The sequence below is a fragment of the Paraburkholderia lebeckiae genome, from assembly GCF_050436225.1.
Lineage (GTDB): Bacteria > Pseudomonadota > Gammaproteobacteria > Burkholderiales > Burkholderiaceae > Paraburkholderia > Paraburkholderia tuberum.
Map to the genome: position 1 here is coordinate 1,614,532 of NZ_JBNDLU010000001.1, position 26,732 is coordinate 1,641,263.

The 26,732-nt window shown below is 62.9% G+C and carries 23 protein-coding genes and 1 pseudogene; 8 read left to right on the top strand and 16 right to left on the bottom strand.

Annotation, left to right across the window (positions count from 1 at the left end):
• Window positions 1–27: 27 nt before the first annotated feature.
• The 4 genes from OKW45_RS07510 to OKW45_RS07525 form a co-directional block, all read right to left on the bottom strand.
• A complete protein-coding gene (locus OKW45_RS07510) occupies window positions 28–1,356 on the bottom strand; it encodes an aspartate aminotransferase family protein (RefSeq protein ID WP_429466912.1) in 1,329 nt (442 codons plus the stop codon).
• Between the two features lie 106 nt (window positions 1,357–1,462).
• Entirely contained in the window at window positions 1,463–1,705 is a 243-nt protein-coding gene (locus OKW45_RS07515) for a hypothetical protein (protein ID WP_429466914.1), read from the bottom strand.
• Between the two features lie 110 nt (window positions 1,706–1,815).
• Window positions 1,816–2,670 (bottom strand): MurR/RpiR family transcriptional regulator, encoded by an 855-nt coding sequence (locus OKW45_RS07520; protein WP_429466915.1) that lies wholly within the window; start codon window positions 2,668–2,670, stop codon window positions 1,816–1,818.
• Window positions 2,671–2,751: 81 nt separating this feature from the next.
• Complete coding sequence (locus OKW45_RS07525) at window positions 2,752–3,474, bottom strand: haloacid dehalogenase type II (RefSeq protein ID WP_429466917.1); 723 nt, start codon at window positions 3,472–3,474, stop codon at window positions 2,752–2,754.
• A 92-nt stretch (window positions 3,475–3,566) separates the two neighbouring features.
• Here OKW45_RS07525 and OKW45_RS07530 point away from each other — a divergent pair, with 92 nt between their 5' ends.
• Window positions 3,567–4,688, top strand: a complete 1,122-nt coding sequence (locus tag OKW45_RS07530) for a branched-chain amino acid ABC transporter substrate-binding protein (protein WP_429466919.1) — start codon at window positions 3,567–3,569, stop codon at window positions 4,686–4,688.
• Window positions 4,689–4,716: 28 nt separating this feature from the next.
• Window positions 4,717–5,724, top strand: a complete 1,008-nt coding sequence (lhpH, locus tag OKW45_RS07535; RefSeq protein WP_429466921.1) for a trans-3-hydroxy-L-proline dehydratase — start codon at window positions 4,717–4,719, stop codon at window positions 5,722–5,724.
• Window positions 5,725–5,857: 133 nt separating this feature from the next.
• Here the strand turns inward: lhpH and OKW45_RS07540 are convergent, their stop codons facing one another.
• The 4 genes from OKW45_RS07540 to gltA all read right to left on the bottom strand — a co-directional run bounded on the left by OKW45_RS07540 (window position 5,858) and on the right by gltA (window position 11,118).
• Complete coding sequence (locus OKW45_RS07540; protein ID WP_429466923.1) at window positions 5,858–6,580, bottom strand: hypothetical protein; 723 nt, start codon at window positions 6,578–6,580, stop codon at window positions 5,858–5,860.
• A gap of 21 nt (window positions 6,581–6,601) precedes the next feature.
• Window positions 6,602–7,228: a DUF429 domain-containing protein gene (locus OKW45_RS07545; protein WP_018425328.1), complete on the bottom strand. Its 627-nt coding sequence runs from the start codon at window positions 7,226–7,228 to the stop codon at window positions 6,602–6,604.
• Complete coding sequence (locus OKW45_RS07550) at window positions 7,225–9,504, bottom strand: amylo-alpha-1,6-glucosidase (RefSeq protein ID WP_026226677.1); 2,280 nt, start codon at window positions 9,502–9,504, stop codon at window positions 7,225–7,227. Before OKW45_RS07550 ends, OKW45_RS07545 begins: the two co-directional genes overlap by 4 nt.
• 315 nt (window positions 9,505–9,819) lie before the next feature.
• The gene (gltA, locus tag OKW45_RS07555; protein ID WP_018425330.1) at window positions 9,820–11,118 is read right to left on the bottom strand and encodes a citrate synthase; all 1,299 of its coding nucleotides are present in this window, start codon (window positions 11,116–11,118) and stop codon (window positions 9,820–9,822) included.
• 348 nt (window positions 11,119–11,466) lie between these two features.
• On the opposite strand from gltA, the gene OKW45_RS07560 reads away from it, so the two are divergent.
• Window positions 11,467–11,868: a hypothetical protein gene (locus OKW45_RS07560; protein WP_018425331.1), complete on the top strand. Its 402-nt coding sequence runs from the start codon at window positions 11,467–11,469 to the stop codon at window positions 11,866–11,868.
• A gap of 64 nt (window positions 11,869–11,932) precedes the next feature.
• Here the strand turns inward: OKW45_RS07560 and OKW45_RS07565 are convergent, their stop codons facing one another.
• From OKW45_RS07565 to OKW45_RS07575, 3 genes are all read right to left on the bottom strand, one after another.
• Window positions 11,933–12,793: an alpha/beta fold hydrolase gene (locus tag OKW45_RS07565; protein ID WP_429466925.1), complete on the bottom strand. Its 861-nt coding sequence runs from the start codon at window positions 12,791–12,793 to the stop codon at window positions 11,933–11,935.
• A gap of 441 nt (window positions 12,794–13,234) precedes the next feature.
• Window positions 13,235–14,287 (bottom strand): rod shape-determining protein, encoded by a 1,053-nt coding sequence (locus OKW45_RS07570; RefSeq protein ID WP_184012091.1) that lies wholly within the window; start codon window positions 14,285–14,287, stop codon window positions 13,235–13,237.
• 188 nt (window positions 14,288–14,475) lie between these two features.
• A complete protein-coding gene (locus OKW45_RS07575) occupies window positions 14,476–15,138 on the bottom strand; it encodes an alpha/beta hydrolase (RefSeq protein ID WP_429466927.1) in 663 nt (220 codons plus the stop codon).
• A 296-nt stretch (window positions 15,139–15,434) separates the two neighbouring features.
• Here OKW45_RS07575 and OKW45_RS07580 point away from each other — a divergent pair, with 296 nt between their 5' ends.
• Window positions 15,435–17,036 (top strand): DHA2 family efflux MFS transporter permease subunit, encoded by a 1,602-nt coding sequence (locus tag OKW45_RS07580; protein ID WP_429466928.1) that lies wholly within the window; start codon window positions 15,435–15,437, stop codon window positions 17,034–17,036.
• A gap of 54 nt (window positions 17,037–17,090) precedes the next feature.
• On the opposite strand, the gene OKW45_RS07585 is transcribed toward OKW45_RS07580, so the two are convergent.
• Window positions 17,091–17,879, bottom strand: coding sequence for an AraC family transcriptional regulator (locus OKW45_RS07585; protein WP_429466930.1), 789 nt, complete (start codon window positions 17,877–17,879; stop codon window positions 17,091–17,093).
• A gap of 290 nt (window positions 17,880–18,169) precedes the next feature.
• Window positions 18,170–18,550, bottom strand: a pseudogene (locus tag OKW45_RS07590) (alpha/beta fold hydrolase); the annotation flags it as partial.
• Between the two features lie 426 nt (window positions 18,551–18,976).
• Between OKW45_RS07590 and OKW45_RS07595 the strand changes: the two are divergent.
• Both OKW45_RS07595 and OKW45_RS07600 read left to right on the top strand, forming a co-directional pair.
• A complete protein-coding gene (locus OKW45_RS07595) occupies window positions 18,977–20,764 on the top strand; it encodes a serine hydrolase (RefSeq protein ID WP_429466932.1) in 1,788 nt (595 codons plus the stop codon).
• 105 nt (window positions 20,765–20,869) lie between these two features.
• Window positions 20,870–21,442 (top strand): GNAT family N-acetyltransferase, encoded by a 573-nt coding sequence (locus OKW45_RS07600; RefSeq protein ID WP_429466934.1) that lies wholly within the window; start codon window positions 20,870–20,872, stop codon window positions 21,440–21,442.
• A gap of 69 nt (window positions 21,443–21,511) precedes the next feature.
• Here the strand turns inward: OKW45_RS07600 and OKW45_RS07605 are convergent, their stop codons facing one another.
• Complete coding sequence (locus OKW45_RS07605) at window positions 21,512–22,435, bottom strand: LysR family transcriptional regulator (protein WP_429466936.1); 924 nt, start codon at window positions 22,433–22,435, stop codon at window positions 21,512–21,514.
• Window positions 22,436–22,550: 115 nt separating this feature from the next.
• Here OKW45_RS07605 and OKW45_RS07610 point away from each other — a divergent pair, with 115 nt between their 5' ends.
• Window positions 22,551–23,429 (top strand): NmrA family NAD(P)-binding protein, encoded by an 879-nt coding sequence (locus OKW45_RS07610; RefSeq protein WP_429469300.1) that lies wholly within the window; start codon window positions 22,551–22,553, stop codon window positions 23,427–23,429.
• Between the two features lie 209 nt (window positions 23,430–23,638).
• Here the strand turns inward: OKW45_RS07610 and OKW45_RS07615 are convergent, their stop codons facing one another.
• Together OKW45_RS07615 and OKW45_RS07620 are read right to left on the bottom strand one after the other, a co-directional pair.
• On the bottom strand, window positions 23,639–24,442 hold the full coding sequence (locus tag OKW45_RS07615; RefSeq protein WP_429466938.1) for a hypothetical protein: 804 nt from the start codon (window positions 24,440–24,442) through the stop codon (window positions 23,639–23,641).
• A gap of 400 nt (window positions 24,443–24,842) precedes the next feature.
• Window positions 24,843–25,856, bottom strand: coding sequence for a LysR family transcriptional regulator (locus tag OKW45_RS07620; RefSeq protein WP_429466940.1), 1,014 nt, complete (start codon window positions 25,854–25,856; stop codon window positions 24,843–24,845).
• Between the two features lie 108 nt (window positions 25,857–25,964).
• On the opposite strand from OKW45_RS07620, the gene OKW45_RS07625 reads away from it, so the two are divergent.
• Complete coding sequence (locus OKW45_RS07625) at window positions 25,965–26,699, top strand: SDR family NAD(P)-dependent oxidoreductase (protein WP_429466941.1); 735 nt, start codon at window positions 25,965–25,967, stop codon at window positions 26,697–26,699.
• The last annotated feature ends 33 nt before the right edge of the window (window positions 26,700–26,732 follow it).

Below are 26,732 nucleotides of genomic sequence, written 5' to 3' on the forward strand. Positions count from 1 at the left end.
TTCTCGCAAAAGGCGGTAGGTCGAATCTCAGAGGGCGGTGAGCGACGCGCCGATCGCATCGCTGAGGCGGCTGACGATCTCGTCGATGTCGCGCTCCGTGCAGATGAACGGCGGCGCGAGCAGCACGTGGTCACCGCTCTTGCCGTCGACGGTCCCGCCCATCGGATACACCATCAGGCCGCGCGCGAATGCTTCGCGTTTGATCGTCGCGTGCAGTTTCAGTTTGGCGTCGAACGGCTCTTTGGTAACGCGATCCTTGACGAGTTCTACGCCGACGAACAAGCCGCGCCCACGCACGTCGCCGATATGCGCATGCTGCGCATAGTGCCCGCGTAGCCGGCCGCGCAACTGCTCGCCACGCGCCTGCACGTTCGCCAGCAGATCGTCTTCCGCGATCGCGCGCTGCACTTCGAGCGCGGCCGCGCACGCGGTCGCATGGCCGATATAGGTATGGCCATGCTGGAAGAAGCCGGAGCCGCCGACAATGGTCTGATAGATGCGGTCGCTGACCAGCGTCGCGCCGATCGGTTGATAACCCGCGCCAAGGCCCTTGGCGATGGTCAGCATATCGGGCGCCACCCCGTCTTCGTGGCACGCGTACAGATAGCCGGTGCGGCCCATGCCCGACATGATCTCGTCGAGAATCAGCAGCACGCCGTAGCGGTCGCACACCGCGCGGATCTTGCGGAAGTATTCGCGCACCGGCGGCACCGCGCCCGCCGTGGCGCCAACCACCGTTTCCGCGACGAACGCCGCCACCGTGTCCGCACCGAGTGCGAGAATTTTCTGCTCGAGTTCATCGGCGAGACGCTGCGCGAACGCTTCTTCGGTTTCGTCCGCGCGCTGCTCGCGATATGCGTAGCACGCGCTCACGTGATGCGCTTCGATCAGGATCGGCAGGAACGGCTCGCGGCGCCATGCATTGCCGCCGATCGCGAGTGCGCCGAGGGTGTTGCCGTGATAGCTCTGCCGACGCGCGATGAAATGGCGCCGCTGCGTCTCGCCCTTCTCGACGAAATACTGACGCGCGAGCTTGAGCGCCGCCTCGATCGCCTCCGAGCCACCCGACACGAAATACACGTGCTCGAGTCCGGCCGGCGCGCTCGCGACGAGCCGCTCGGCCAGTTGCTCGGCCGGCTCCGTCGTGAAGAACGACGTGTGCGCGTATGGCAACCGTTGCGCTTGCCGCTTGATCGCGTCGATCACGCGCTGGTTGCTGTGACCGAGGCACGACACGGCTGCGCCACCCGACGCGTCGATATAACGCTTGCCCGTGGAGTCGATGATTTCGATGCCGTCGCCCGCGACGGCCACCGGCAAGGTTTGCTTCGGAGAGCGATGAAAAACGGTGGACATGATGTTCAGTTCCTGGAGAGGGTGGCGGACGCTGAAACGCGGGCCGGTTCGGGCATCGCGCACGCGACGAAAGTGTCGAACGCGCATTGCCTCTGGCGATATGCTTTCATCGACACACCAGCGTTGCCGATTTCGAACAGCGCGGTGGCGAGGGTGTTTTCGTTGTCGGGATCGTGACGATCGTTGCGATAGATCGGCAAGCCCGACGGCCCGCGATCGTGCAGTACGTCGAGCAGGGCTGCCGGTTGCAGCGGGCCGGCCGCGGCGAGGCGATTTCGCCGAGCCGGTAGCCGATGTCGTACGGCTCACCGCTGACCTGAAAAACACTGAATTCCTGCATCGACGCCACGGCTCGCACCATATTCAACAATCGGTACGTATTTATACGCCAATACAACATTTGTTGTCAAATGCCGTTGAACGATATCGAGTGGAGTGCGCCGTGCCTCACGCAATCGCTCAAGGCACGTACGCGCCCTTCGCATGCAACGATTGTTCGGCGAGCGCAAGCTGCTCGAGCGCATCCGCGCCTTCGAGCGCGAGCAAATGCGCGACCAGCGCTTCGGCGATCGCCGTGGCGGCCACCAGCGACGGAAAGAACGACGGGCTTTCGTGCGAGAAGATCAGTACCTTGTCGGCGTTCAACGCGATCGGCGACACGGCGCTGTCCGTGATGGCGATCAGTTTGCTGCCTTTTTCGAGCGCGGCCTCGGCGACTCGCGCGGCTTCGACCGAATACGGCGCGAAGCTGATGACGATGGTCGCACTGTCGCGCTCGATCGTGCGCAGTTGCATTTCGAGCGTGCCGGCCTCGCCGTTGAGCAGCGACACCGACGGACGAAACAGCCGGTAGCCATAGACGAGACCGAACCCCACCGCGTAACACGAGCGGAAGCCCGCCACGTGCACGTGCGACGCGCGCCGCAACACGCGCGCGGCCTCGACGATCACGCGGCCGTTATGTGCGGCGGTCGTTTCGAGATTGTGCTGCTGCGCGACGAGAAGATCGTTCGCGAGCGCATCTTTCGATTTGACCATCGAGCGCGCCCGGCTCGTCAACGGCTCGGGCCGGGTGCGCACGCGCGCGACGAACAGATCGCGCAATTCGTTCCAGCCGGGAAACCCCAGTTGCTGCGACAGCCGCACCAGCGACGCGGGCTGCACCTGCGCGCGCTCGGCCACCTTGCGCATCGACGACACCGCGACCTCGTCGGGATGATCGAGCAGGAAGCCCGCTCCCATCTGGAACTGCGGGCTCAGTTCGGGAAAGCGCGCCCGAATCAGGGCGACGAGCTGATCGAAGCTATCTGGCATAGTGAGGTGGGTCGGCGCCGAGGTGAGAGATGACAACAAATGTTACCACCGGGCAGGCGCGTTTCAACGGCGCGAAGATGCTCAGTTCGCCAGCGCTTCTCGATGCGCGTCGACGAAGTCCGCCATGCTGTCGAAGCGGAAGTCGATGTCAGGCTGCGAGCCCGGGTTCATCGTCGCGCCAAAGCCCGGCTGCGAATGACGGCGGTAAATCCAGCACGACGCCAGGCCGAACTCGTTTGCGGGCTTGTGGTCATGGAAGAGACTTTCTGCCGTGTGAAGGATTTTTTCCTTCTTGATGCCGCGCTGATCGAGCTTCTGAAGCATGTACTCGAAGTTGCGCGGCGACGGCTTGTAGGACCCGACGTCCTCCGCTGTGATGATGGCGTCGAACTCAACCTGCAGCCTGGCGTTGCTGAAGGCGAAACTTTCGTTGTCGATGTTCGACAGGATGACCAGCTTGTAGTGCTTCTTCAGATATTGCAGCGCGAGCGCGGAGTCGGCGAACGCCGGCCAGTTTGCGATCGACCGGCCGTACGCCACGCATTCTTCGTGTGTATACGGCAGGCCCCACTCTTCAGCCATGCGCTTATATACGATGGGAAGCAGTTCCTGATAGCGCTTCGCAGGAGTGAAGTTCTGCTGCGACGACTCGTGGCGAGCGTGCGCTTCGAGAATCTCGTCACGCGTGAGCGGCGTCCTGGCTCGCTCCAGCAGAGGCCGAAGGCCTTCAAGGATGCCACTCTCCCAGTCGATCAAGGTGCCGTAGCAGTCAAAAGTCAGTGTATCGAAATCGGTCAGTTTCACGACTCCTCCTGTCGGATGGCGTGCTCAAAGGTTGAACCCATGCCGAAGCGGAGCTAATCTGGTCAAACAAGGGTCCAATACCTGGAGACTATATGCGCCCCCTCGTCCTGACAATGGCTGTCTTGACAGCCGCCGGCATCACCGCATCCGCCAATGCTCAATCGGTGGTCATCCTCGGTCACTCGGCTCCGCTTACGGGCCCCCAGGCGCCGAACGGAAAGGACAACGAGAACGGCGCCCGCCTTGCTATCGATGAACTCAACAAGAGCGGTGTCACGGTCGCCGGCCAGAAGGTAACTTTCAAACTCGACTCCGAGGACGACCAGGCAGATCCTAAGGTTGGCGTTCAGGTCGCGCAGAAACTCGTCGACAGCGGCGTGATTGCTGTCCTCGGCCCGTACAACTCAGGTGTGGCTATTCCGGCATCGCGCGTCTATAACACCGGCGGGGTACCGATGCTGCCGGTTGCCTCCAATCCGGCGCTGACGAAGCAAGGCTTCAGGAACATCTTTCGTATCGGCGCGAGTGACGAGCAGCTAGGCGGAACGATGGGTCAGTTTGCGGCCAAAACATTGAAGGCCAAGACCGCCGCGGTGATCGACGACCGCACGGCATATGGGCAAGGTGTGGCCGAGCAGTTCGTCAAAGAGGCAAAGGCAAATGGAATTCAAATCGTGGACCAACAGTTCACGAACTCGTCGGCGACTGACTTCCTCGGCATTCTCACCAGCATCAAGGCCAAAAATCCGGATGTCGTCTTCTTCGGCGGATACGCTGCTCAAGGCGCGCCGATGGCCAGGCAGATGCGCGCACGCGGACTGCGAGCCAAGCTGCTGGGCGGTGATGGCATTTGCTCGGCCGACATGGGCAGGGTTGCCGGTGACGCGGCCTCTATCGTGTATTGCGCCCAAGGCGGCATCGCGCTCGACAAGACCCCAGCCGGCCGTGAGTTTCTGCAGAAATACAAGGCCGCGTTCAACACCGACACGCAGGTTTATGCGGTCAGCTACTACGACGGCGTAAAACTGCTGGCTGATGCGATGGTCAAAGCGGGAACCACGACCGACAAGGCAAAGCTCACCGCCCAGTTGGCGAAGACCAACTACAAGGGCGTGGCAGGCACCTACTCTTTCGATGAAAACGGCGATCTGAAGGGCGCACCCACGACCGTCTATGTGATCAGAAACGGCCTTCCGGTGCCCTACGGGCAGTGACGTTCAATCGAGTAACCCCAACGCACACATGAAAATCACTCGCACTATTTCGACAGTCGAGGCCCATACCGGCGGCGAAGCGTTCCGTATCGTGACGAGCGGGCTTCCTCGTCTTCCCGGTGACACCATCGTCGAGCGTCGAGCGTGGCTGAAGGAGAACGCCGACGAAATTCGTACCGCGCTGATGTTCGAACCGCGCGGTCATGCTGACATGTACGGCGGATACCTGACCGAACCCGTTAGTCCCACGGCAGACTTCGGAATCATCTTCGTCCACAACGAGGGTTATAGCGACCACTGCGGACACGGCGTTATCGCGCTGTCTACCGCGGCGGTCGAGTTGGGCTGGGTTCAGCGCCAGATTCCCGAGACGCGAATCGGCATCGACGCTCCATGTGGCTTCATCGAGGCGTTCGTGCAATGGGATGGCGAACACGCCGGCAACGTACGCTTCGTCAACGTTCCGTCGTTCATCTGGAAACGGGATGTCACGGTCGAGACGCCGTCGTTTGGCACGGTAAAGGGTGACATCGCCTTCGGTGGTGCCTTCTACTTCTATACGGACGGTGCGCCGCACGGTCTCGCAGTCCGGGAGTCTTCTGTCGAGGAACTGATCAAGTTTGGGGCCGAGGTCAAAAAAGCTGCAAACGACGCATACCCGGTTGAGCATCCCGATATCCCGGAAATCAACCACATCTACGGGACCATCATTGCCAACGCACCGCGGCACGAAGGCTCGACGCAAGCCAACTGTTGCGTGTTCGCCGACCGTGAAGTGGACCGTTCGCCCACGGGCTCAGGGACGGGCGGACGCGTCGCGCAACTCTATCTGCGCGGCGAACTGGCAAGCAACGAGACGCTCGTCAATGAGTCCATCATCGGCACGGTCTTCAAGGGGCGTGTACTCAGTGAGACGACCGTCGGCGACTTCCAGGCCGTCGTCCCCGAGGTCCAGGGCAACGCGTACGTTTGCGGTTTCGCAACCTGGATCGTGGACGAGCGTGACCCGCTGGCTTACGGTTTCCTCGTCCGATAATTGGTTCCTTGCAGTCGCTTTTAGCGCGGAACGCTGTGACAGGCATTCCGCGTTGTTTGATTGGCGAATCGAGCGGCCCGACCGTTAGGTCAAAGCGCGGCTTCGTGCGCGAGGCCAGCGCGTTGGCATCAACTCATCGCCCGTTCTTACCTTGCGTCTTCTTTGCGGTCGCCCTGCTTCGGTTCCGAAGCGCGAAGAACACACCGGCTCCGAGCGCGACGAGCAGAACCACGATCAGGCCACTGATGTCGCTCATGCCGGTCATTCCACGAGATTCCCTCTGGCTGGGCGCCGCCGAGGCAGCCACGGGCGCGGAAGCCTCCGCCGTGACGGGCTGCGGAAGCGCCACACCGGCGGCACTCCCTTGACGCACCAGAGAAGCCTCCGATGTCGGCGAGGCCTGGGACACCTGAGATGCATCAGACGCGGATACGGCTGGAGGCGCTTCGGGATTGGGACCGACAGGTGCCATCGCCGTTTCCGAGGCCGTCACGACCGGCGCGGCCGGCTCAGGCGCGGCGGGCTGAGGCGCGGCCGCCTGAGGAGCGACGTCGACGGACCGGGCCATGGCCTTCCACTGCGCGAACACGCCATCCACGCAGTGCACATCGATACAGGCGTTTCGCGCCTGCCGCCACTTCGCCAGTTGCGCGGACGAGAGTTTCCCGCTGCTCAGAAGAGCCTGTTGCTGCGCGAAGATGTCGTCGTACTCGTTGTTCAGGATCGCGTGATCGCAAATGACGCGCTCAGCGGGTTGCTGCGTGGTTGCACACTGAATGTCGTTCGCCGATGCCGCGGTCGAACTCAACGCCGCCATGGATAGCAGCAATACTCCGAATCGTCGTGCCAAGTGCACCCGTCCTCCCAGAATGTGGTGTCAAAGTCCAGGCACCACAATGAATCCGCCTGGCTCGTCACCGTATGTATCGACTCTGCCTTCCAGCAGATAACGTGCCGCCAACGCGCACAGCGCCGCGTCGACGTCGTCGATCGAAGTCAGCGACGCTGTTGCGATACCTTCCCGCTCGAGGATTGCCCGGCGCTGCGGACCTTTTTGCTTCGCGGATGCGACGTCCGTCCCGAGGAAAGCGCATGTGATCGCGTGGGGGAATGTCTCGAAGCACACGCGGCCATTGAGTTTTTCGCCGCCGCTGAAAAGCGGAAAGTGCGCGACGAATGCATCGTAGACGCGCTCGCCGTTGAACATCCATCCATAGAAGCCGCTCTTGCTGGCGATCGCCGTTTCGCGAGCAGGTGTCGCAAACGAAAAGATTCGCTGCCGCGCGAGCGCCTTCTCGGCTAGTCGTCCCGCGGTGCCTGTTCGCCAACGACACGGCGCATCGATGCCGACCGCCGCCACCTCGAGTGCGCGACACCGTTCGAGCATCTGTTCGGGGGTCGCGTTGCCGAGATGGCTCACGATCTCGGTGCCGCGCAAGACGACCAGATGGTTTCCCTTCCGGTCGCCGCCAACATCGATGCCCGCTACCGTGGTCGGCGTCAAAGCAGCGCCACCACCCTCACATCGCCCTGCTCCGCCGACGCCACCACCTTTTCGCCGATCCGGCGGAACGTAATCGACACCGACGCATCCCCGACCCGCAAATCGCTGACCTCGAGCCAGTCGATACCTTCGGGCAGCATCGGCTGTTCGATCAGCACTTCGCGGCGCTCGGCGTCGATCGTGATGCCCAGACACGCCTCGAGCATCATGAACGGCGAGCCCGCCGCCCATGCCTGCGGCAAACACGCGACCGGATAGGCCGTGGGCGGCTCGCCGCGGCGTCGCGGGAAGCCGCAAAACAGCTCGGGCAAGCGCATGTCGAAATTGACCGCGGCCTGGAACAGCGCCTGCAGCAGCTTCACGGCCGACGCCTTGCCGCCATAGCGTGACAGCCCGCGCGCGCACAGCGCGTTGTCGTGCGGCCAGACCGAGCCGTTGTGATATGCCATCGGATTGAAGCGCGCCTGGCTGGCGGCCAACGTGCGCACGCCCCAGCCGGTGTGGAACAGCGTCGAGTCGAGCGCCCGCACCACCGCCTCGCCGCGCTCGCGCGTGGGCAGGCCGAACGCCAGCAGATGCCCCGCGTTCGATGCCATCACGCGACACAACTCGCCATGACCGTCGAGCGCGATGCCATAAAAGCCGAACTCGTCCATCCAGTACTTTTCTTCGACGCAGCGGCGGATCTTCTTCGCGCGCTCCGCGTATTGCGCGGCCGCGTCGCGCAGGCCGCGCAGCTTCGCGTAGTGAGCCATCGTGTCGAACGCGGCGCTCGCATAGGCCTGCACTTCGACGAGCGCGATCGGGCCGTCAGGGAAGCGCCCGTCCGCGTGGAACACCGAATCGTGACTGTCTTTCCAGCCCTGGTTCGCGAGGCCGCCATCCGATTCGCGCTGGTAATCGAGCAGCCCGTGCCGGTTTTTGTCGCAAACGCCCGCGACCCACTGCGCCGCGCGTTCGAGCGCCGGCCATAGTTCGTCGATCAACCCGACGTCGCCAGTGCGGGCCGCGTAGGCGCCGGCCAGCACAATGAACAGCGGCGTGGTGTCGACACCGCCGTAGTACAGCGCGAACGGGACTTCGCCGGCCGCGGCCATTTCGCCCTTGCGCATCTCGTGCATGATTTTGCCCGGCGCAGCGTCGCGAAACGGCGAGTTCTCGCGCGCCTGATGCTCGGCGAGAAAGCGCAGCACGCCGGCTGCGAGATGCGGTTGCAGCCACAGCGTCTGCAGCGACGTGATCACCGCGTCGCGGCCGAACGGGGTCGAAAACCATGGGATGCCCGCGTACGGGTACGGGCCGGTCGCGAGATCCGTCGTCAGCAGGCCGAGGTCGGCGAACGAGCGGTCGATCCACGCGTTGAACAGCGGATTGCTCGAACGCACGCGCGCGCTCGCGTTGCGTCGCTCGCGCATCACCAGGTGCGCATCCACCATTGCCGCGCGTACCGCCGCGCGGCCGACGCGCGGGCGCTCCGCATCGATCTGCGAGAGATGCGCTTCGCTCACCGCATGCATCGGCTGCGACACGTCGGCGCCGGGCTTGCCGGTCATCGGCACGACCTGCACCGCTATCGACAGATAGATCGACACGCACGCCTGCGCGGGCAGCTTGACGGTGTAGTCGGCGCGGTCGGCGAACAGCTTGTCCGGCTGCGGCGAGAATGCGATCTGCACGTTGCGCGCCACGTCGTCGAGACCGATGTAGCCAAGCAGCACCTGCTGATTCTCGATGCGCGCGGGCTGCACGCGACCCTGTTTGTCGCGCTTCAGGCCACGCACTTCGAACATGTCGCGGAAATCGCTGGAAAACGAAATCGACAGCGGCACGCTCGCATCGCTCGTGCCGTAGTTCGTGAGCTCGATCGCCTCGTTGAGCACGGTGCCCGACAGCACGCGCACACGCTCGACGTGGATCACGCCTTCGGGCGTGCTGTCGCCGCCGAGCGGCGGCAGCGGGCGGTTGGTCAGATGCGCGGTGAAACTGGTGTTGTCGCTGCTGACGCTGCCCGACAGCAGCGACGGCGCGCGGCCGCCGAAGGTCAGCCGCAGTTGCGACATCACGCGCGTATCGTTGACGAACAGGCCATCGTCGTGGCCGGTGATATCGCCGAGCGGATCGTTGACGACGAAGGTGTCGCCCGACTTGAGCACGTGCTGCGTAGCGCTCGCGACGTTAAGGTTTTCCGTCGGGATGAAAACGCCGTCCTGCTCGGGCTCGCGATGATCGACGCCGCCCGAGTGGGTCAGCCCGCCGAGGGCTTCTGGCTGCTGTATCAAGGTCGCTCCTATGGATTCGCTGCTGCGTTTAGTTGCACTTCGGGTCTCGCCTCGGATCTGCCGCCGGATGGCCCGGTTGCCCCCTCACCCGGACCCCGGTCGGCCGGACCATCCGATTGTAGAGGCTCTGTCCGCGTGAGACGAGCTTATCGCCTCGGAGTTTCGGCTTTTTACGCCGTTTTTTTGACGGCGTTTTCTGTGGCACGGGACGTGCAGGCGGCAGGATGCGCGGAACGTAAAAAAACCCACGGCCTCGTGAGCCGTGGGTTGGCGACCGTCGTTGAACGCGTTGTCGGGCGTCTATCCGGCCTGTTACCGCTTCGCGACCGGCTTCGCCTCACGCAGCGTCTCGCCGATGAACAGCTGACGCGGACGACCGATCTTCTGCTCGGGATCGGCGATCATTTCGTTCCACTGCGCGATCCAGCCGACCGTGCGTGCCATCGAGAAGATGCAGGTGAACATCGACGTCGGGATGCCCAGCGCGCGCTGCACGATGCCCGAGTAGAAGTCGACGTTCGGGTACAGCTTGCGCGACACGAAGTACTCGTCTTCGAGCGCGATCTTTTCCAGCGCCATCGCGAGCTTGAACAGCGGGTCGTCGTGCAGGCCCAGCTCTTCGAGCACTTCGTGGCAGGTTTCGCGCATCAGCTTCGCGCGCGGATCGTAGTTCTTGTACACGCGGTGACCGAAGCCCATCAGCTTCACGCCCGAGTTCTTGTCCTTCACCTTCGCGATGAAGTCGGGAATATTGTCGACCGAGCCGATTTCTTCCAGCATGTTCAGCGCGGCTTCGTTCGCGCCGCCGTGCGCCGGGCCCCACAGACACGCGATACCGGCCGCGATACACGCGAACGGATTCGCGCCCGACGAACCGGCGAGCCGCACGGTCGACGTCGACGCGTTCTGCTCGTGGTCCGCGTGAAGAATCAGAATGCGGTCGAGCGCGCGTACCAGCACGTCGTTGACCTCGTACTCCTCGGCCGGATTCGAGAACATCATGCGCATGAAGTTCGCGCTGTACGACAGGTCGTTCTTCGGATACACGAACGGTTGACCGACGCTGTACTTGTACGCCATCGCGACCAGCGTGGGCAGCTTCGCGATCATGCGGACCGCCGATACGTCGCGATGCTGCTGGTTCGTGATGTCGAGCGAGTCGTGGTAGAACGCGGACAGCGCGCCGACCGCCGCAACCAGAATCGCCATCGGGTGCGCGTCGCGACGGAAGCCGCGGAAAAAGAAGTGCATCTGCTCGTGCACCATCGTGTGCTGCGTGACGGTGTTCTCGAACTGGGCTTTCTGCTGGGCGTTCGGCAGTTCGCCCTTCAGCAGCAGGTAGCAGGTTTCGAGGAAGTCGGCGTTCTGCGCGAGGTTGTCGATCGGGTAGCCGCGGTAGAGCAGTTCGCCCTTGTCGCCGTCGATATACGTGATTTCGGAGTTGCACGCCGCCGTCGACATGAAGCCCGGGTCGTACGTGAATTTGCCGCTCTGGCCGTACAGCTTGCGGATGTCGATGACATCGGGGCCCAGCGAGCCCTGATAGATCGGCAGATCGATGGTCTGGTCGCTGTCCGAAAAGCTCAGCGTTGCGTGTGACTTCGAGTTCATCTACGTCTTCCTTTTGCTTGATACCGCACTCGCGCCGGCATGCATTCCCGAAGAAGTACGGGCATGCTCAGGCTCCGCTGCGCATTCTACGGGTCGGCGTGTGGTTGATTGCGTCGATTGATCGCAACAGTCCATCTCCTTGGGCGCAACATTCGTTGTCGCGGCGGGTGCATCGCGATGCCGATGAAAGTTGCACGAAGGTCGGAACACCAGCCGCAACAATGTTTTGCTGCCAGCACACTGCGTCGGACGTGATCCATCTGCGATACTCAGTCCGTGCATTGATGCTTGCGGCCCGCGATTCGAAGCGGGTTTTTTTGATCACACAGAAAAGCAGGACGAATACAAATGAATGTCTCTCTCGAAACGCTGTTTCCGGATCATGTCCATACCGAAGACCACACGGTCACCGCGCTGAATCATCAGGATATCGTCGTCGCGCTGTCGGCGGCGCTGAAGACGCAGGACGTCGCGGTGCTACACATGCTCTACCCGCGCACCGACGCGCGCACGCATCGCAGTCTCGACACGCTCGTCGACGTGCTGCATGGACACGGCCTGCATGAAGTCGCGGATCTGATCGCGCAGGAAGCGCACTATCTGTTGTTCAAGGACCCGGTGAAGGCGTGGAAGGTGTTCCACGAAATCCGCAACGACTCGCTCGCGATCGGCGTGCATCTGTACTATCACGGGCTCGTCGGCGAGGTGGCCGAACGCGCGCTCGACAAGGACGCGCATCGCAAGGCCTGATGCAGTAACGGCGATCGGCGGCGGCACGCGCCGGCCGATCGCCGTTGATTTTCGCTTTACTTGCTCAGCGCGCGCTCCTCGCCTGAATGAAATCATCCACGTAACGATTGAACGCGGACGGATGGGCGAGGTTCATGCCATGCGACGCACCGCGTACCGTTTCGCGGCGCGCATCGGGCAACCATCCCCGCAACGCCGTCACCGTGCGATGAAACATGTCGGGACTCTTCTCGCCGTCGATCAGCAGGACCGGGCAGCGCAGGTCGGCCGCGTCCTGCGGCACGTAGGCGGGCAGCGGATCGCGGAATTGCCGCGCGAGCGTGTGCGCGTTGTCCGTCGCCATGCGGCGAAAACCCGGGGTGCTCATCGCCCAGAAGCCGGGGCGGCTCACCGAATCGACGAACAGTTGCAAGCCTGCTTCGACCTCGCCGCTTTCGATCAACTGAGCCGCTTTCGCGCGCAATGCGTTGACCGTCTCCGGCAGGCTCGCGGGTGGACGTCCGGCGATCTGCAGCGGGCCGCCCGGATCAGCGAGCGTCAGCGTGCGCACGCGTTCGGCATGGCGTCGCGCGAAATGATAGGCGACGCAGCCGCCGCGCGAATGCCCGACCACATGCGCGGGCCCCGCGCCGAAACGCGCGATGAACTCCGCGACTTCATCGGCGTGGCTGCTCCAGCTGAACGGCAGGTCCGCCGCGCTATCCGTCACTGGCCAGTAATGCGTGAGACTGACCGCGACGCAGCGATAGCGCTTCGACAGACCGGCCAGTTGCGGCTGCCAGTAGCGGTAGTCGCACAACGAACCGTGCACGAACAGCAGCAACTCGCCGTCGCCGGCCTCGACGTAAGGCATGCGCAAGCCGCTACGTAGTCCGATGAAGGATGGCGATGACGACAGCGACGAAGCGGAAACAGATTGATTCACGGGTGAGCTACGGGCAGCGCGGCATCGGCGCGCGAATGCGCGCGGAGCCGGCAACAAGCATTGGAATGAGCATATCGGCGTCCCGGAAAATGGGACGCGATGCGTATTGTCACATAAGCGTCAGCGACGCGTCGGGCAGGTGTCTGCCGGGTGCCCCGACGGAGCGCCTATTGAGCACCCACGAAAAAAAGACGCACCATGCGGAAAAGCGAATCCTCTGCATCGCTTGCTCTGGCCGAGGCCGTTGTATTCCAGCTTTTCCGCGAACCACCCGCGCGTGGCGACAAAGGGACTACTCGTTTGGATTGTGCCCACCAATCCGGCAGCCAGCTTGCGCCTCATGCTCAATCAGATTGATACGGCCACACGGACCCAGCAGGGCATCTGCGATGGAATGGGGTGGAATGCAATTTGGCAGTCACCCAAGCCCCCATCCACCGCTCACGCGTCCCAGGCTTCGTCCACCCACCCCGCCGCGGCCGCCGCGCCCGCGCCACGCACCGCGCAGGTCAACGGTTCGTCGGCGACGTGCACGTCGAGGCCGATTTCCCGGCTCAAACGCCGCCCCAGATTGCGCAGCAGCGCGCCGCCACCGGTCAGCACGATGCCCTTGTGCGCGATGTCCGTCACGAGTTCGGCGGGAGCCAATTCGAGCCCGCGCTTCACCGCGCCGATCACCTGACTCAGCGGCCCTTCGATCGCCTCCGAAATATCGCGGTTGCTCAACTGCACCGTGCGCGGTAGCCCATCGTCGACGCTGCGGCCGGTTGCGTTCATCTGCTCGAGAGGCACGTCGTGCACGGCCGAGCCGATGGCTCTCTTGACGTGCTCGGCGGTCTGCTCGCCGAGCAGCACGCCATACAGATTGCGCACGTAGCCGATGATCGCCGCGTCGAAATTGTCGCCGCCGACGCGCACCGAGCCGCTATACGCGGTGCCGCCCAGCGCGATCACGCCGACCTCGGTGGTGCCGCCGCCGATGTCCACCACCATCGAGCCGGTCGCGTCGCCCACCGGCAGGCCCGCGCCGAGCGCCGACGCGAGCGATTCGCCGATCAGGCTGACCTTCCACGCGCCAGCCGCCTCGGCCGCTTCGCGGATCGCGCGGCGCTCGACGTGGGTCGCGGAGGCCGGCACGCACAGCGTGAATGCCGCGCGCCGGCTGAAGAGCGAGCGCGGCCGCGCCATGTCGACGAATTGCTTGATCATGTGTTCGGCGGCGGAGAAATTGGCGATGACGCCATGGCGCATCGGCCGCACCGCTTCGAGATTGCGCGGCACGCGGCCGAGCAGCTGGCGCGCCTCGGCGCCGATCGCGGCGATCCGCTTCGACCCGCTCGCGGGCTGCGTCTCGAAGCACACGACGGACGGCTGGTTCAGCACGATGCCGCCGTCGTCGGTATAGATAAGGGTGTTGGCCGTGCCGAGATCCACCGCCACGGAGTGGCGGAACAGTCGCTCAAAGAGCGGGTAATGCGGCGTCGGTCTGGCCATATGCAGGCTCTGATGTGTCGTTATGCGCCGTCCAAGGCGGTCTGGAAATGCGCCCCCGGTACCCCGAAGCCGCGCGACACGCCCGCTGGGCGTTGCGCTTCCCGCGCGGCGGGGGTGATTTTCAAGCTATTGCCCATATGACGGCAAGCCCGTCAGAATCTTTAGGGCCACTTTCTAGTGGGGTTGTGTCAATCGCGCGACAGCTCGCCCAGTGCGCGTTCCAGCGCGTCACGGCCGAGCGCGACGCCGTCGGCGGTGATCGTGTGGCCGACGCCGGGCAGCACGTAGGCGTCGACCGCATAGCCGGCGGAGTTGAAAGCGTCGGCCGCGGATTCGAGTTCACGCACCGGGATCACCTCGTCGTTCTCGCCGTGGACGAGCGTGAGCGGCGTCGCGCGGTTCGACGATACGATCGGCGAGGCGAGCCGCCCCGAATACGCGACGACGCCCGCCGCGCCCTCAACGCTCGACGCGACGTGATGCAGCGCCATGATTGAACCTTGCGAGAAGCCGACCAGCGCAAGCCGGTCGAAAGACAGCTGCCAATGCGCGAGCTCGGCGTCGAGCACGCGGCGCAGCGCCGGATAGGCGGCGGCGACGCGCGCCTCGCGGTTCGCCGCGCCGACGTCGCGCAGGCTGAACCACTGGCGGCCGCCGAAGCCGCCGTCGAAAGGATCGGTGCCGTCGAGCGACACGAACGCCGTGCGGGGCAGGTCCTCGCTCCAGATGTCGGCGAGCGGCATCAGATCGCGCGCGTTGCTGCCGACGCCGTGCATCAGCACGACGAGGCTCGTCGCGGGCGTGTTTTGCGGCGAGCGCCGCCAGCCGTGTTCGAATTGTTGCCAGCTCATGGGTGTGTGGTCCTTTTTTCCGTGGGATTGGGTATACGTTTCGGCCTTTGGTGACGCAGCCTCAGCCGCGAGCATACGCCGCGTGCCGCGTTCGCGCCGTCGGGCGCCGCATCGGCTGCTGCCGTGGCCGGCGCCGGCCGGCGATTGCAGGTATGCTTTTGCGCATCGACGGACCCGCCGACGCGGTACACGGTCCACGGCATCCTGCGCCGACCATGCATTGCGAATCGCGCGCCCTCGCCGTCCGTCCTCACGCCGTTCGCGCCGTCCGCCGAAAAACATCCGGAGAACGCCTTTTGAGCCAGCCCAACGCCGCGCCTGATTCCGCGTCGCCGCCGCCTCAGCCACCCGCGCCACCGCCGCCGCCCGCGCCTCTCGAAGGCGGCCGGCTGGTTCTCGCGACGATCGCGGTCGCACTCGCCACGTTCATGAACGTGCTCGACACGTCGATCGCGAACGTCGCGATTCCGACTATTTCCGGCAACCTCGGCGTCTCGGTCGACGAGGGCACGTGGGTGATCACCGTGTTCGCGGCCTCCAACGCGGTGGCGATTCCGCTGACCGGTTGGCTCACGCAGCGCATCGGCCAGGTGAAGCTGTTCGTCGGCGCGATCCTGTCCTTCACGCTCGCGTCGTGGCTGTGCGGCATCGCGCCGACGCTGCCTATCCTGCTGCTGGCGCGGGTATTCCAGGGCGCGGTGGCCGGACCGCTGATTCCGTTGTCGCAGGCGATCCTGCTCGGCTCGTATCCGAAGGAGAAGTCGTCGACCGCGCTCGCGCTGTGGGCGATGACCGCCACCGTCGGCCCGATCGCGGGCCCGGCGCTAGGCGGCTGGATCACCGACAGTTACAGCTGGTCGTGGATCTTCTACATCAACATCCCGGTCGGCCTGTTCGCGGCCGGCGTCACGTGGATGATCTACCGCACCCGCGAATCGCCGACGCGCAAGCCGCCGATCGACGTGGTCGGTCTCGGCCTGCTGATCACGTGGGTCGCGTCGCTGCAGATCATGCTCGACAAGGGTAAGGATCTCGACTGGTTCTCGTCGCCGGTGATCGCGATTCTCGGCCTCGTCGCGCTGATCAGCTTTGCGTTTTTCCTCGTATGGGAGCTGACCGAGGAGCACCCGATCGTCGATCTTCGGCTCTTTGAGCAGCGCAATTTTCTCGGCGGCACGATCGCGATTTCGATCGCCTACGGGGTATTTTTCGGCAATCTCGTGCTGCTGCCGCAATGGATGCAGGAGTACCTGAACTACCGTTCGATCGACGCCGGCCTCGTCACCGCACCGCTCGGCATCTTCGCGATCATTCTTGCGCCGATACTCGGCCGCGTGCTGCCGCACTCGGACGCGCGCGTGATCTCGACGGTCGCGTTCGTCGGCTTCGCGATCGTGTTCTACATGCGCTCGAAGTACGTAATCGAGATCGACACGTGGCACCTCGTGCTGCCGACGCTGCTGCAAGGCATTCCGATGGCGCTGTTCTTCGTGCCGCTAACGGCGATCATCCTGTCCGGCCAGCCGCAGAGCCGGATTCCGGCGGCGGCGGGGCTGTCGAATTTCGTGCGGGTGTTCTGCGGCGCGGTGGGCACGTCGATCGCGGGTACCGCGTGGAACAACCGCACGATACTGCATCATGTGCGGCTCACCGAGCAGGCGTCGGTCGACAACCCGTTGTTCGCGCAGCAGATCGACAACACTCAGTCGGTGCTGCATCTGAATCCACAATCGGCGAATGCGCTGTTCGATTTCACCGTGAACACGCAGGCCGCGATGATGGGCCTGAACGACGTCTTCTTTGTGTCGGCGATCATCTTCGTGCTGATCATTCCGCTGATCTGGATCACGCGGCCGGCCAAGGGCGGCGGTGGACCGGATGCGGCCGGCGCTCATTGAGGCAGATTCGTTTTCGTGCGACGGCGACGCTCGCGCGGTGGCCACGAAGCGGCGTCAGCGGAAATAGCGCGCCGGCGTATCGCCGAACGCATCGCGAAACACCGCGATAAACGACGACACGTCGTTATAGCCGACTTCGAGCGCCACCTGCGTGACGCTCTCACCGGCGCCCAGATGTTCGAGCGCGGCCAGCAGACGCAACTGCTGGCGCCATTGACCGAAGGTCTGCCCCGTTTCCTTCGCGAACAAACGCGCGGCCGTGCGCGCGGTCACGCCCGCGGCCGCGGCGAGCTCCTCCAGCACCAGAGATTGCGCGGGATTCGCGCTGAGCGCCTCGGCGATGCGCCGCGCGCGCGGATCGGCCGGCCAGTTCAAGCCAAGCGGCGCGGCGGGCAAGCCGGCGACGCGATCCAGCAGCACCTGCAGCAGACGGCGGGCGGGTTCATCGGGCGTGTGATCGTGCGGCAGATCGGCCGCGGCGGCGAGCAGCGCCTGCACCAGTGTGTCGGGGATCAGCGCGCCGGTCTGCGCGGGCAGCGGCGCGGCGGCGGCGGCGGAGTCGTCGGTGGCGTCCATTGCGGCATTGGTTGCGACGTAGAGCGAATACGACTGCACCGGGCGCGTCGCGTGCAGGCAGTGCTGCGTATTCGCGGCGATCCACAGCGCGCGGGCGGGCGGCACGACCCAACGGCCGGATGCCGTGCGCACGGTCAGCACGCCTTCGCTGACGTGAATCAGACGCGCGCGCCGATACGCGCGCCACGGCTCGTCCAGCGTCGCATGGCGCTCGCCGACCACGAAGACCGCTTGCTCGATGCCGTCCGGATCGAAGGCTTCCGTCATGGTGTCTGCTCTGACGCGGGACGTCCGCGAAGGGAGCAAGATTAGCACGCGCGCGGGGCGCGGCTGCAAGGCGGGCTAACAGGGTTCGGCCACCATGAGCGCGCACCCCGCCTAAGGCCTGGTTACCCCGCCCGCTTCACCAACTCCTCCAGCACCGTCCGATACGAAGTCATGCCAATCACCCACTCGTCGGCGGCGTGATGCTGCTCTCGGTCGCACTGGGCTTCTTGATCTATCCACTCGTCGAAGGCCGCGAATCCGGCTGACCGGATTGGATCGTCGCGATGTTCGCCTGCGCACTCGGCTGGTGTCGCGAAGCGGGAACCGTACGTGCGCAGCCACGTATCGTTGATCAAACCGTGGTCTTCGAAACCGTTGAGCTTCAAGGTACTCAGAATATTGAAACCGAGTTCGCCCAGCACGGCATCGAGACGTCCTTCAGCCTCGGCGTTCAAGATCCACTGAAACCACGGGGATACCTTGGCGTTTGCTCGCCATCGGTCAACCAGCGTTGCCTGGCCGAACGGCGTGGGTCCGTTGACGCTGATGATGCGCCGCACGCGATCCGGATGGCGAGACGCGAGACCCATACCAACCGGCCCGCCGAAATCATGCATGACGAGCGTTATCTCCCGCAGGTCTAGTGCTAACACGAAGCGTTCGAGATTGTCGCCGCTGGTTACTACACCGGCAGTTGGCTCATCTTGAACGGAACATCGCTCGAAACATGGTCGACATTCGGCGGCGCTGGGGCAATCGGATTCGCAGCGTCCGCGACCTCTTCATGGCTGGGCGGCCCCTCATGCAGTGCGCATACGCCGTTTGAACCTCGCAAGGCTGCGACCAGTTGAATCCGCCACTCTGAACGGCCTTTCGAATTGCATATAGCGGCCTTTCAATATTCACCGAGGCCAATTTCACGCGCGGCCTTGACCGCGAAGCGGGCAATCACCCTGAATCGTCATTGAGGCGACTTTGTGCGCCATTCCGTTGCTGCTTTATTTTTCTCGCTAGAATCACCGGCTGCCACTCCGTCACACTGCTCCCGATACATTCGGCTTTTCTAACAATCCACTTTTGATTAGAAGGAAGACTATATGTCAAGCGATTCGAGCAAACTGGATTTGGGCGATTTCGAGAGGTATATGGAAACTCTCGTGCGTGACTGGCACGTTCCGGGAGTCGGTGTGAGTATTGTCAGGAATGACGAGGTCGTGATGACGCAGGGGTACGGCCATCGTGACGTTGCGAAGGCGCGGCCATTTACTTCCTCGACACTGTTTCCAATCGCGTCGAATACGAAACTTTTTACCGCTGTCGCCGCAGGTCTGCTGGTTGAACGTGGCCTGCTGAGTTTCGATGAACCGATTCGCAATGCGGTACCCAGTCTGCGGTTTTATGATCAGTCACTTGATGCGGCAGTCACATTACGCGACATGCTCGGGCACAAAACCGGTGTGCCGCGTTATGACATGATCTGGTACGAATCGGACTACTCGACGAAGGATCTCTTTGATCGCATCCGGTTCATGAAGCCGATTGCTCCGATGCGCTCGCGGCTCATCTACAACAACATGATGTACGAAGCGGTCGGCCATATCATCGAGCTGATAAGCGGTAAGCCATGGGAACAATTCATCAGCGACGAGATTCTGGTGCCCCTTGGTATGCACCGAACCTTGTTCACGTATGGCGACGCAAAAGCCGACGACCAGGGAGACTACGCGTTACCTTTCTCTGAACGACGCGACAGTAATGAATTTTGGCAACCCCCTGCGCCGAAAGATGACAAGTCCAGTCCGGCGGGCAGCATCGTCTCCAGCCTGGAGGACATCGCGCGCTGGTCGATCATGCTGATGAACGACGGACGGATCGACGGCAAGCAAGTCATACCCGAGAGCGTTCTAAAAGCGACGCTCGCTCTCGGCTTGCCGTGGCCAACCGAAATGAGTGACGTGTTCGGCTTCAAAACCGATCTTAACGGCATCTACGGCATGGGACGCATGACGGCCGCGTTTCGGGGTCATCTGTTGACGAGTCATGGCGGCACGCTGCGTGCGTTTCATTCGCAGGTGTCATATTTGCCGGAAGAGAAGATCGGTGTTTCCGTATTCGTGATAGGCGACCATTGCTCCCCGCTAAGCAACGCAATCGGCTTCGATATCTATAGTCGCGCACTTGGCCTCAAAGAGACCGACTGGACAGCGCGCCTGCTCGACTTTCGCAAGAAGGCAAAGGCGACAATGCGCGAGGCCCGAGAACGGGCCGTGCCACGTGCGGTTCCGAACACACAGCCGTCGCACAACTTAGCGGATTACGCCGGCTCGTACGAGCACCCGGCGTATGGAACGCTGGATATCACAACTGACGGCACGCAACTCCAGTTCGAATTCCGTCAGGTCAAGCTGCCCCTTAACCATTTCCACTACGATCGCTTTGACACGGCTGATGACGAGACAAATGGCGCATGGTCGGTTTCGTTCCTTACAAGCATGCTCGGCGATATAGATCGCGCGGCGATACGGCTTGATCAGGCGGAAGCCGTGTTCGCTCGTCTGCCAACGCTACCCGATGCGGACGTCCTCGCAAGACTTGTCGGCACGTACGAAACGCCTCTTGGCAGGAAGATCGGTGTCAAGCTGAGTCGAGACAACGATATCGCATTGTTCCATCCGGGCGAACCGGCCGATGTCCTGAAACCATTCAAAGGCCTGCAATTTCGCAGCAGCGATTTCCCGGACATCACGTTTGAATTCGTTCTCGAAGAGGACGGTCGTGCGAAAGCGCTTCGCCACTGGAATGCACATGTCGAATTGGAGTGGCCGCGCATCGACGACTCCATCCCTGCTGACGCGCTCGAAAGCGACGGGCTGCTCAAGAGTTAGCCTCGCGTTCCCGGCAGACGGCTGTGGGTACAGCTAACTGCCCAGACACGTCGCCTGCTCACGTGCTTTTATAGAACCATCCTTTCCCGATGCACCGCCTTCGTCATGACAACCTTTGAACCGGTCACATTGACTACCACGCGTCTCATTCTGCGGCCGCTGCGTCATGAGGACGCGCAATGGCTGTTTGCGATCTGGTCAGATCCTGAGGCAATGCGCTATTTTCCGTTTCGAGCGATGACATCGCTAGACCAGGCAACGGATCGCGTCTCACGCAAATTGAAGACGTCAGCCGGCGGCCAGGATTTCATCTGCGTAGTTGAATTGCGGGCGACCCGTGAAGTGCTCGGCGACTGCGCTCTCTTTAATGCGAACGAGCAATGCCGACGCGCGGAGATAGGCTTTAGTCTGAAACGCAAGCATTGGGGAAACGGATTTATGCGAGAGGCGGCTTCTGCGCTAATCGAGCATGGTTTCGGCACGCTGAATTTACACCGGATTGAAGCGGATATCGACCCACGGAATTCAGCCTCGGCGCGTCTTCTCGAGCGGCTCGGGTTTATCCGTGAAGGGTTGTTGCGTGATCGTTGGATAGTTGGCGACGAGGTGTCAGATAGCGCGTTGTATGGCCTGCTTGAACGTGATCGTCTGGCCTATATAGACACTAACTGCCGTTAGAGACACTCAATGTCGCCGAAAGCAGCCGCTCGACGGCTCGACCACGTCGCCGCGCTAACACAGAGAAAGCTAGCGGCGCGGAGAATCATTGGAACTGCTAGCGCCACCCCATTCGCGCTCCCGACCCGGCAACTCCTGCAGCATAGTCATGAACGCTCGCACCTTCGCGCTCAGAAGCCGGCGCGAATTGTAAAGGGCCCAGATTTCCACGGGCGAGCCCGCCTTTCCCCAACAGGCGAGTCTTCCTGTCGACACATCATGCTCAACCAGCAATCTGGGCAAGAGCGCCGCGCCTACGCCCTCGAGCACCGCGTCACGCACCATCAGCAACGATGACAGCCGCAACACGGGCATCGGCCTGATCGCTATCGCACCACCGTCTTCCGTTCGCATGTGCCATAACGCGCCTGATGGTGCCGCGGCCGACATAACGGCCGGCACCTCCAGCCCGGTTGAATCGGGTGCCGTTGTGGAAGGTATCGACATGCCCGGCGCCGCGACCACGAGGCGCTCGTCACCGAGGATGCGCCGTCCCACGAGTTGCTCGCCATGCGCCGGGTCGATACGGATCACGAGGTCGTAGCCGTCCTCCACCGGATCCACGATGCGGTCTTCTGCAATGACCTCAAGTTCGACCTGCGGATAGGCGAGCGCAAAGCGCGCAGCGATCCGGCACAGCACGACATGCGCGAAAACGACAGGCGCGCTGATGCGCAGCCGCCCGCGCGCCACCGGGGCGCGTGAGGCGAGCGCTTCACCCGCCTCCTGAATCTCAGCCATGAGCCCCCGCGTGCGTTCATGGAGTGCAACGCCCTCTTCCGTCAGACGCAGCCTGCGTGAGCCTCGCTCGATCAGCCTGACGCCGAGGCTTTCCTCGAGCTCGGCCACGCGCCGCGAGAGGGTGGCCTTGGGGCGGTCGAGCGCCCGGCTGGCGGGCCCAAAGCCACCGTGCAGTGCAACTGCATTGAAATCGCCGAGCGACGTCAAATCCATGATCGTTCCGTTTACGAGACGAAGTGTATGAATTCTGGCACTTTCGACTATTGAGCGAAACGACTATTGTTTGTCTCACGGGCTGACCCAGCCCATCCACTTCAAGGAGATACCCATGGCAGTCCTCGTTACAGGCAGCACGGGCGTGATCGGTAAGCAGGTTATCGAGCATCTGGGCGGCAGCGGTGCCGAGGTACGCGCGCTGACCCGCACACCGGAGAAAGCGCGATTTTCTGGTGGCGTCACCGCAGTGAAGGGCGACCTGTCCGACGTCGACGCGGTGCGGCAGGCGATGATCGGCGTCAGCACGTTGTTCCTGCTTGCGCCCAACGTCGCGGACGAGCTGACTCAGGCGGTGCAGACCCTGAGCGTCGCACGGGAAGCGGGTGTGAAAGGCGTGGTTTATCTGTCGGTGTTCAAGGGCGCCGAATACGTCGACGTGCCGCATTTCACCGGCAAACATACGGTCGAGCGCATGATCGAACACCTCGACCTGCCGGTGACAGTGCTGCGCCCCGCGTATTTCATCCAGAACGACGTCCGGCAGAAAGACCCGCTGCTTTCGCACGGCGTCTACGGCATGCCAATTGGCGCGAAAGGCATTTCCATGGTCGACGTCCGTGATATCGGCGAGGCTGCCGCGCGCGAACTGCTGCGCCGCGAGCGTGGCTCAAACCCGCTGCCGCGCGAGACCTACGAACTCGTCGGTCCTGACGCGATCAATGCGCAGACCGTGGTTTCGATCTGGGCCGAGGCGCTGGGACGTCCCGTCCGCTACGGTGGCGACGATCTCGACGTCCTTGAGCAGCGCCTCAAGTCGGTTGCTCCTGCCTGGCTCGCATACGACATGCGGCTCATGATGGGCCGGTATCAGCAGGACGGCGCGGTCGCGTCCAGCGCGGAGGTCGAGCGTATGGCGACGCTGCTGGGACGGCAACCGAGATCCTATCGGGACTTTGCTGTCGCCATGGCTGCGGCGTGGGCTAAGGACTGACCTGCCAGGATACGCGATCGCGACTTTCAGAGGCTGGCACGCGCGACGGGGGGCTTGACGGGGCCGACCCCTACTCGCGGGTGTATTCCGCTGCTTATGAAGGCCGCGCGGATATCGACCCAGCGTGACACTCGTGGCTTCAGGGAGCGGACGTCCGTAAATCGTCTCCAGAAGCACGAACGATTCAACGCGTTTCCCGCCGACTTCAGTCAGGGCCTCGCATCCTCTGGCTTGGGGCCCCTGGCATCAGCAAAGCGGCTTTGTACCGCGACGAGTTGGTCATCAGTGGTCGCCACTAGCCACAACCGTGCGTGCTCCGCGATTTGGCGGTTGTGGTCCTTCAACGGGCCCATTGCCGCGGCGGACTTCCATACCACGGGGCCAATTCGGCTGCTCCTGCCCGACGGCGCACCCACCAGCAGGCAGTATGGCCCAAGAGGAAGCGAAACAAACGGAAGGGCCGGACTAGCGCGCACGCGCCAGTCGATGAACGGCGCCTCGCTAATGAGCAGGGGCGTGGGCAAGCCGTAAAGCACACTGAAATCGTACAGCGCCAATTGCTCGCGCATGCCCCCGTAGATACGTCGGATATCGTCGACAACCGCAGCGCGGATTTCATCCTCGAACATGGGTTCTTGCGCATAGCGTGCGGCGGCCTGCTGGGCGCTCAACTGATATGCGCTGAACAGGCCGAGTTCCATGCAGTCCTGCACTGCGCGCTGGACCTCCACGATAGTGCCGGCCTCCTCGGGCCTGCCTAACTGCGCTGCCCTCAAAAACCGGGCGAGCCCCGCCTCCTGGATCGCAGGACCTTCCACAGGCGCATCGTCGTCAGCATCCTTGTCGAGCGGCACGTAAATGTATTCTTCGGCCGCGAAGCGCGACTTCTTGCCTTCGTCAAACTTGATTTCGCCATCGGTGCAGTCCAGATATCGGGTACCGATTCGGCCATGCTCCCAAACCCAATTCTTCAGGAGCGGACGTAGCGGATGCAGTCTGTCTTGATTAGCCATCGAAGCCTCCAGGTGCCCCAGTATAGATCCACATGACCGCTTGCTACGTTGTGGAGGGACATGGCATCAAATCTAACCAGTGGATCGGCCTTTTCAAATCGGGCTTTGGGTCTCGCTGGCCAGGCACAGACTGGCCAGATCGGCCGCCCTCGAAATACTTGACGGGGACGGACTCAGGGCTTGTGGCAGCCGCTCAGGCGACCTCGCGGAGCCGTTCGCGACCGTCTCAAATTGGCCGATTGCTGACTTACAACCTCACGGCACGATCGCGTCAGAGCCGAGGACGCCCATCAAGGTCTTCGCGTTGCGCTGCCCCTGATCCTCGATATTGTTGTTCTCTACACCGACGAGCGTTACGCGCGACGTTGAGGACCGTGAGCCCGCAAAGCAGATTGCTTATCTACTTTGAGGACACCCGTCGAGGAGCGGCAGCCCGTACCGACTGTTGCTCACGCGTGACGGGCCTTCGGGCTGTTTCGCCTTTGCGTGAGACAGAGCGCTGTCTGGCATCCTTGGGCAAGCGCTGCGGATTGCCAAGGATCTCGACCAGCCGTGCCTCGCATTCGGAAAACGAGTACCCGCGCCGCTGCGAGACCATGAAGGTGAGGGGGCGCATGTGCCATGCGCGCCGTTGGAGTTCGACAAGTGTTCCATTCGCAAGGTCCTCCGCAACCAGATGATGCGGCATGTGCCCCCAGCACAAGCTTCCCCTGAGCAGATCGTGCTTCGCGCCGAGATCATTCACCAGCCACTGGCGTTCACTAGCGACGCCCTGTTGCGTCTTTTCCGCATCAGGCTGATTGTCGGTTACGACGAGCTGGATGTGCCGGCCGAATTCCTCTCGCGGGATCGGCCCCGCGATTGCGGCCAGCGGATGCGATGGCGCACACACCGTCACCATTTGCGCGTCACATAGATGCTGTCTTTCAATGGTACCTGGACTCAGTTCCGGCACGTCCGTGATCGTCACCGCCAATGCGCACGTGCCCTCGAGAACCAAACGCTCGCCGCCCTGCATGGTTGTCATGCGCAGATTGATTGCAACCGTTGGAAAGTCCGCCTGCAGGGCGCGCAGGCATTCGATCAGGTGCGTACGCGGAAAATAGGTGTCTACGGCAATGGACACCTGCGGGACCCCGGCCTCAGAAATCGCAACCGCGCGCATCTTCATTTCCTCGGTGCGTGAGATTACCCCACGAGCATCGGGCAGGAGGCTGCGGCCCGCGGCTGTAAGCGTCGCTTTGCGAGTGTTGCGCTCAAACAGCATCACATCAAAGGCACTCTCGAGCGCGTTGATCGCGTGACTGATCGCCGACTGTGCACGCCTCAGCTCCCGTGCGGCTCCGGAAAAGCTCCCGTAATCACAAACGGCGACGAAGGCCCGAAGTTGATTGATGGTGACGTTGTCGAGCACAGTTATATCCAAATAGTAGATGGTACTTATACATATTCAGTCAATTGTCTTCATGAATCAAGAGCGCCAGAATTATGTTTTCGCTCTTGTCTCAAAGGATTGCATGACATGAACAGACTGAATGGAAAGACCGCCGTGATCACCGGTGGCGCTACCGGCATCGGCCTCGCCGCAGCAAAGCGCTTCATCGAGGAAGGCGCCTTCGTTTTCATCTTCGGCCGCCGGCAGGAAGCGCTCGACGCCGCCTTGGCCAGCCTCGGGCCCAATGCCCGCGCGGTAAAGGGCTCAGTCTCCGATCTTGCCGACCTCAACCAACTCTACGCGGCGGTGAAGTCCGAGCGCGGAACTCTCGACATTGTCTTTGCCAATGCCGGGGCGGGAAGCCCGCTTCCGCTCGGCAAGATCACCGCCGAGCACATTGACGAAATTTTCGACACCAACGTGAAGGGTACGATTTTCACGGTCCAGGAGGCGCTGCCGCTGATGGGCCAGGGCGGTTCAATCATCCTGACTGGGTCGAGCGCCGGCACCACCGGCGCCCCGGGATTCACCGCCTACAGCGCGAGCAAGGCGGCCGTGCGCAACCTCGCGCGGACTTGGGCGGCGGACCTCAAGGGCACTGGCATCCGCGTCAACGTGCTGTCGCCCGGGGCGACGGCGACCGAACTCGCGAAGGAGGCGCTGGGCGAGGAAGGCCAGAAGGCGTACGGCGCGATGACCCCGCTCCAGCGCATGGCTGATCCCGCAGAGATTGGAGCGGTGGCCGCCTTCCTGGCCTCGCAGGACAGCAGCTTCATGACCGCCAGCGAAGTCGCCGTCGACGGCGGCCTTGCGCAACTCTGACGTGCAACCCCACGGCGCCCGCACGATTTTTCG

Coding starts and splice junctions, on each gene's coding strand:
- OKW45_RS07510 (WP_429466912.1), bottom strand. CDS start 1,356: ATGTCCACCGTTTTTCATCGCTCTCCGAAGCAAACCTTGCCGGTGGCC.
- OKW45_RS07520 (WP_429466915.1), bottom strand. CDS start 2,670: ATGCCAGATAGCTTCGATCAGCTCGTCGCCCTGATTCGGGCGCGCTTT.
- OKW45_RS07530 (WP_429466919.1), top strand. CDS start 3,567: ATGCGCCCCCTCGTCCTGACAATGGCTGTCTTGACAGCCGCCGGCATC.
- lhpH (WP_429466921.1), top strand. CDS start 4,717: ATGAAAATCACTCGCACTATTTCGACAGTCGAGGCCCATACCGGCGGC.
- gltA (WP_018425330.1), bottom strand. CDS start 11,118: ATGAACTCGAAGTCACACGCAACGCTGAGCTTTTCGGACAGCGACCAG.
- OKW45_RS07560 (WP_018425331.1), top strand. CDS start 11,467: ATGAATGTCTCTCTCGAAACGCTGTTTCCGGATCATGTCCATACCGAA.
- OKW45_RS07570 (WP_184012091.1), bottom strand. CDS start 14,287: ATGGCCAGACCGACGCCGCATTACCCGCTCTTTGAGCGACTGTTCCGC.
- OKW45_RS07575 (WP_429466927.1), bottom strand. CDS start 15,138: ATGAGCTGGCAACAATTCGAACACGGCTGGCGGCGCTCGCCGCAAAAC.
- OKW45_RS07585 (WP_429466930.1), bottom strand. CDS start 17,879: ATGACGGAAGCCTTCGATCCGGACGGCATCGAGCAAGCGGTCTTCGTG.
- OKW45_RS07595 (WP_429466932.1), top strand. CDS start 18,977: ATGTCAAGCGATTCGAGCAAACTGGATTTGGGCGATTTCGAGAGGTAT.
- OKW45_RS07600 (WP_429466934.1), top strand. CDS start 20,870: ATGACAACCTTTGAACCGGTCACATTGACTACCACGCGTCTCATTCTG.
- OKW45_RS07605 (WP_429466936.1), bottom strand. CDS start 22,435: ATGGATTTGACGTCGCTCGGCGATTTCAATGCAGTTGCACTGCACGGT.
- OKW45_RS07610 (WP_429469300.1), top strand. CDS start 22,551: ATGGCAGTCCTCGTTACAGGCAGCACGGGCGTGATCGGTAAGCAGGTT.
- OKW45_RS07615 (WP_429466938.1), bottom strand. CDS start 24,442: ATGGCTAATCAAGACAGACTGCATCCGCTACGTCCGCTCCTGAAGAAT.
- OKW45_RS07625 (WP_429466941.1), top strand. CDS start 25,965: ATGAACAGACTGAATGGAAAGACCGCCGTGATCACCGGTGGCGCTACC.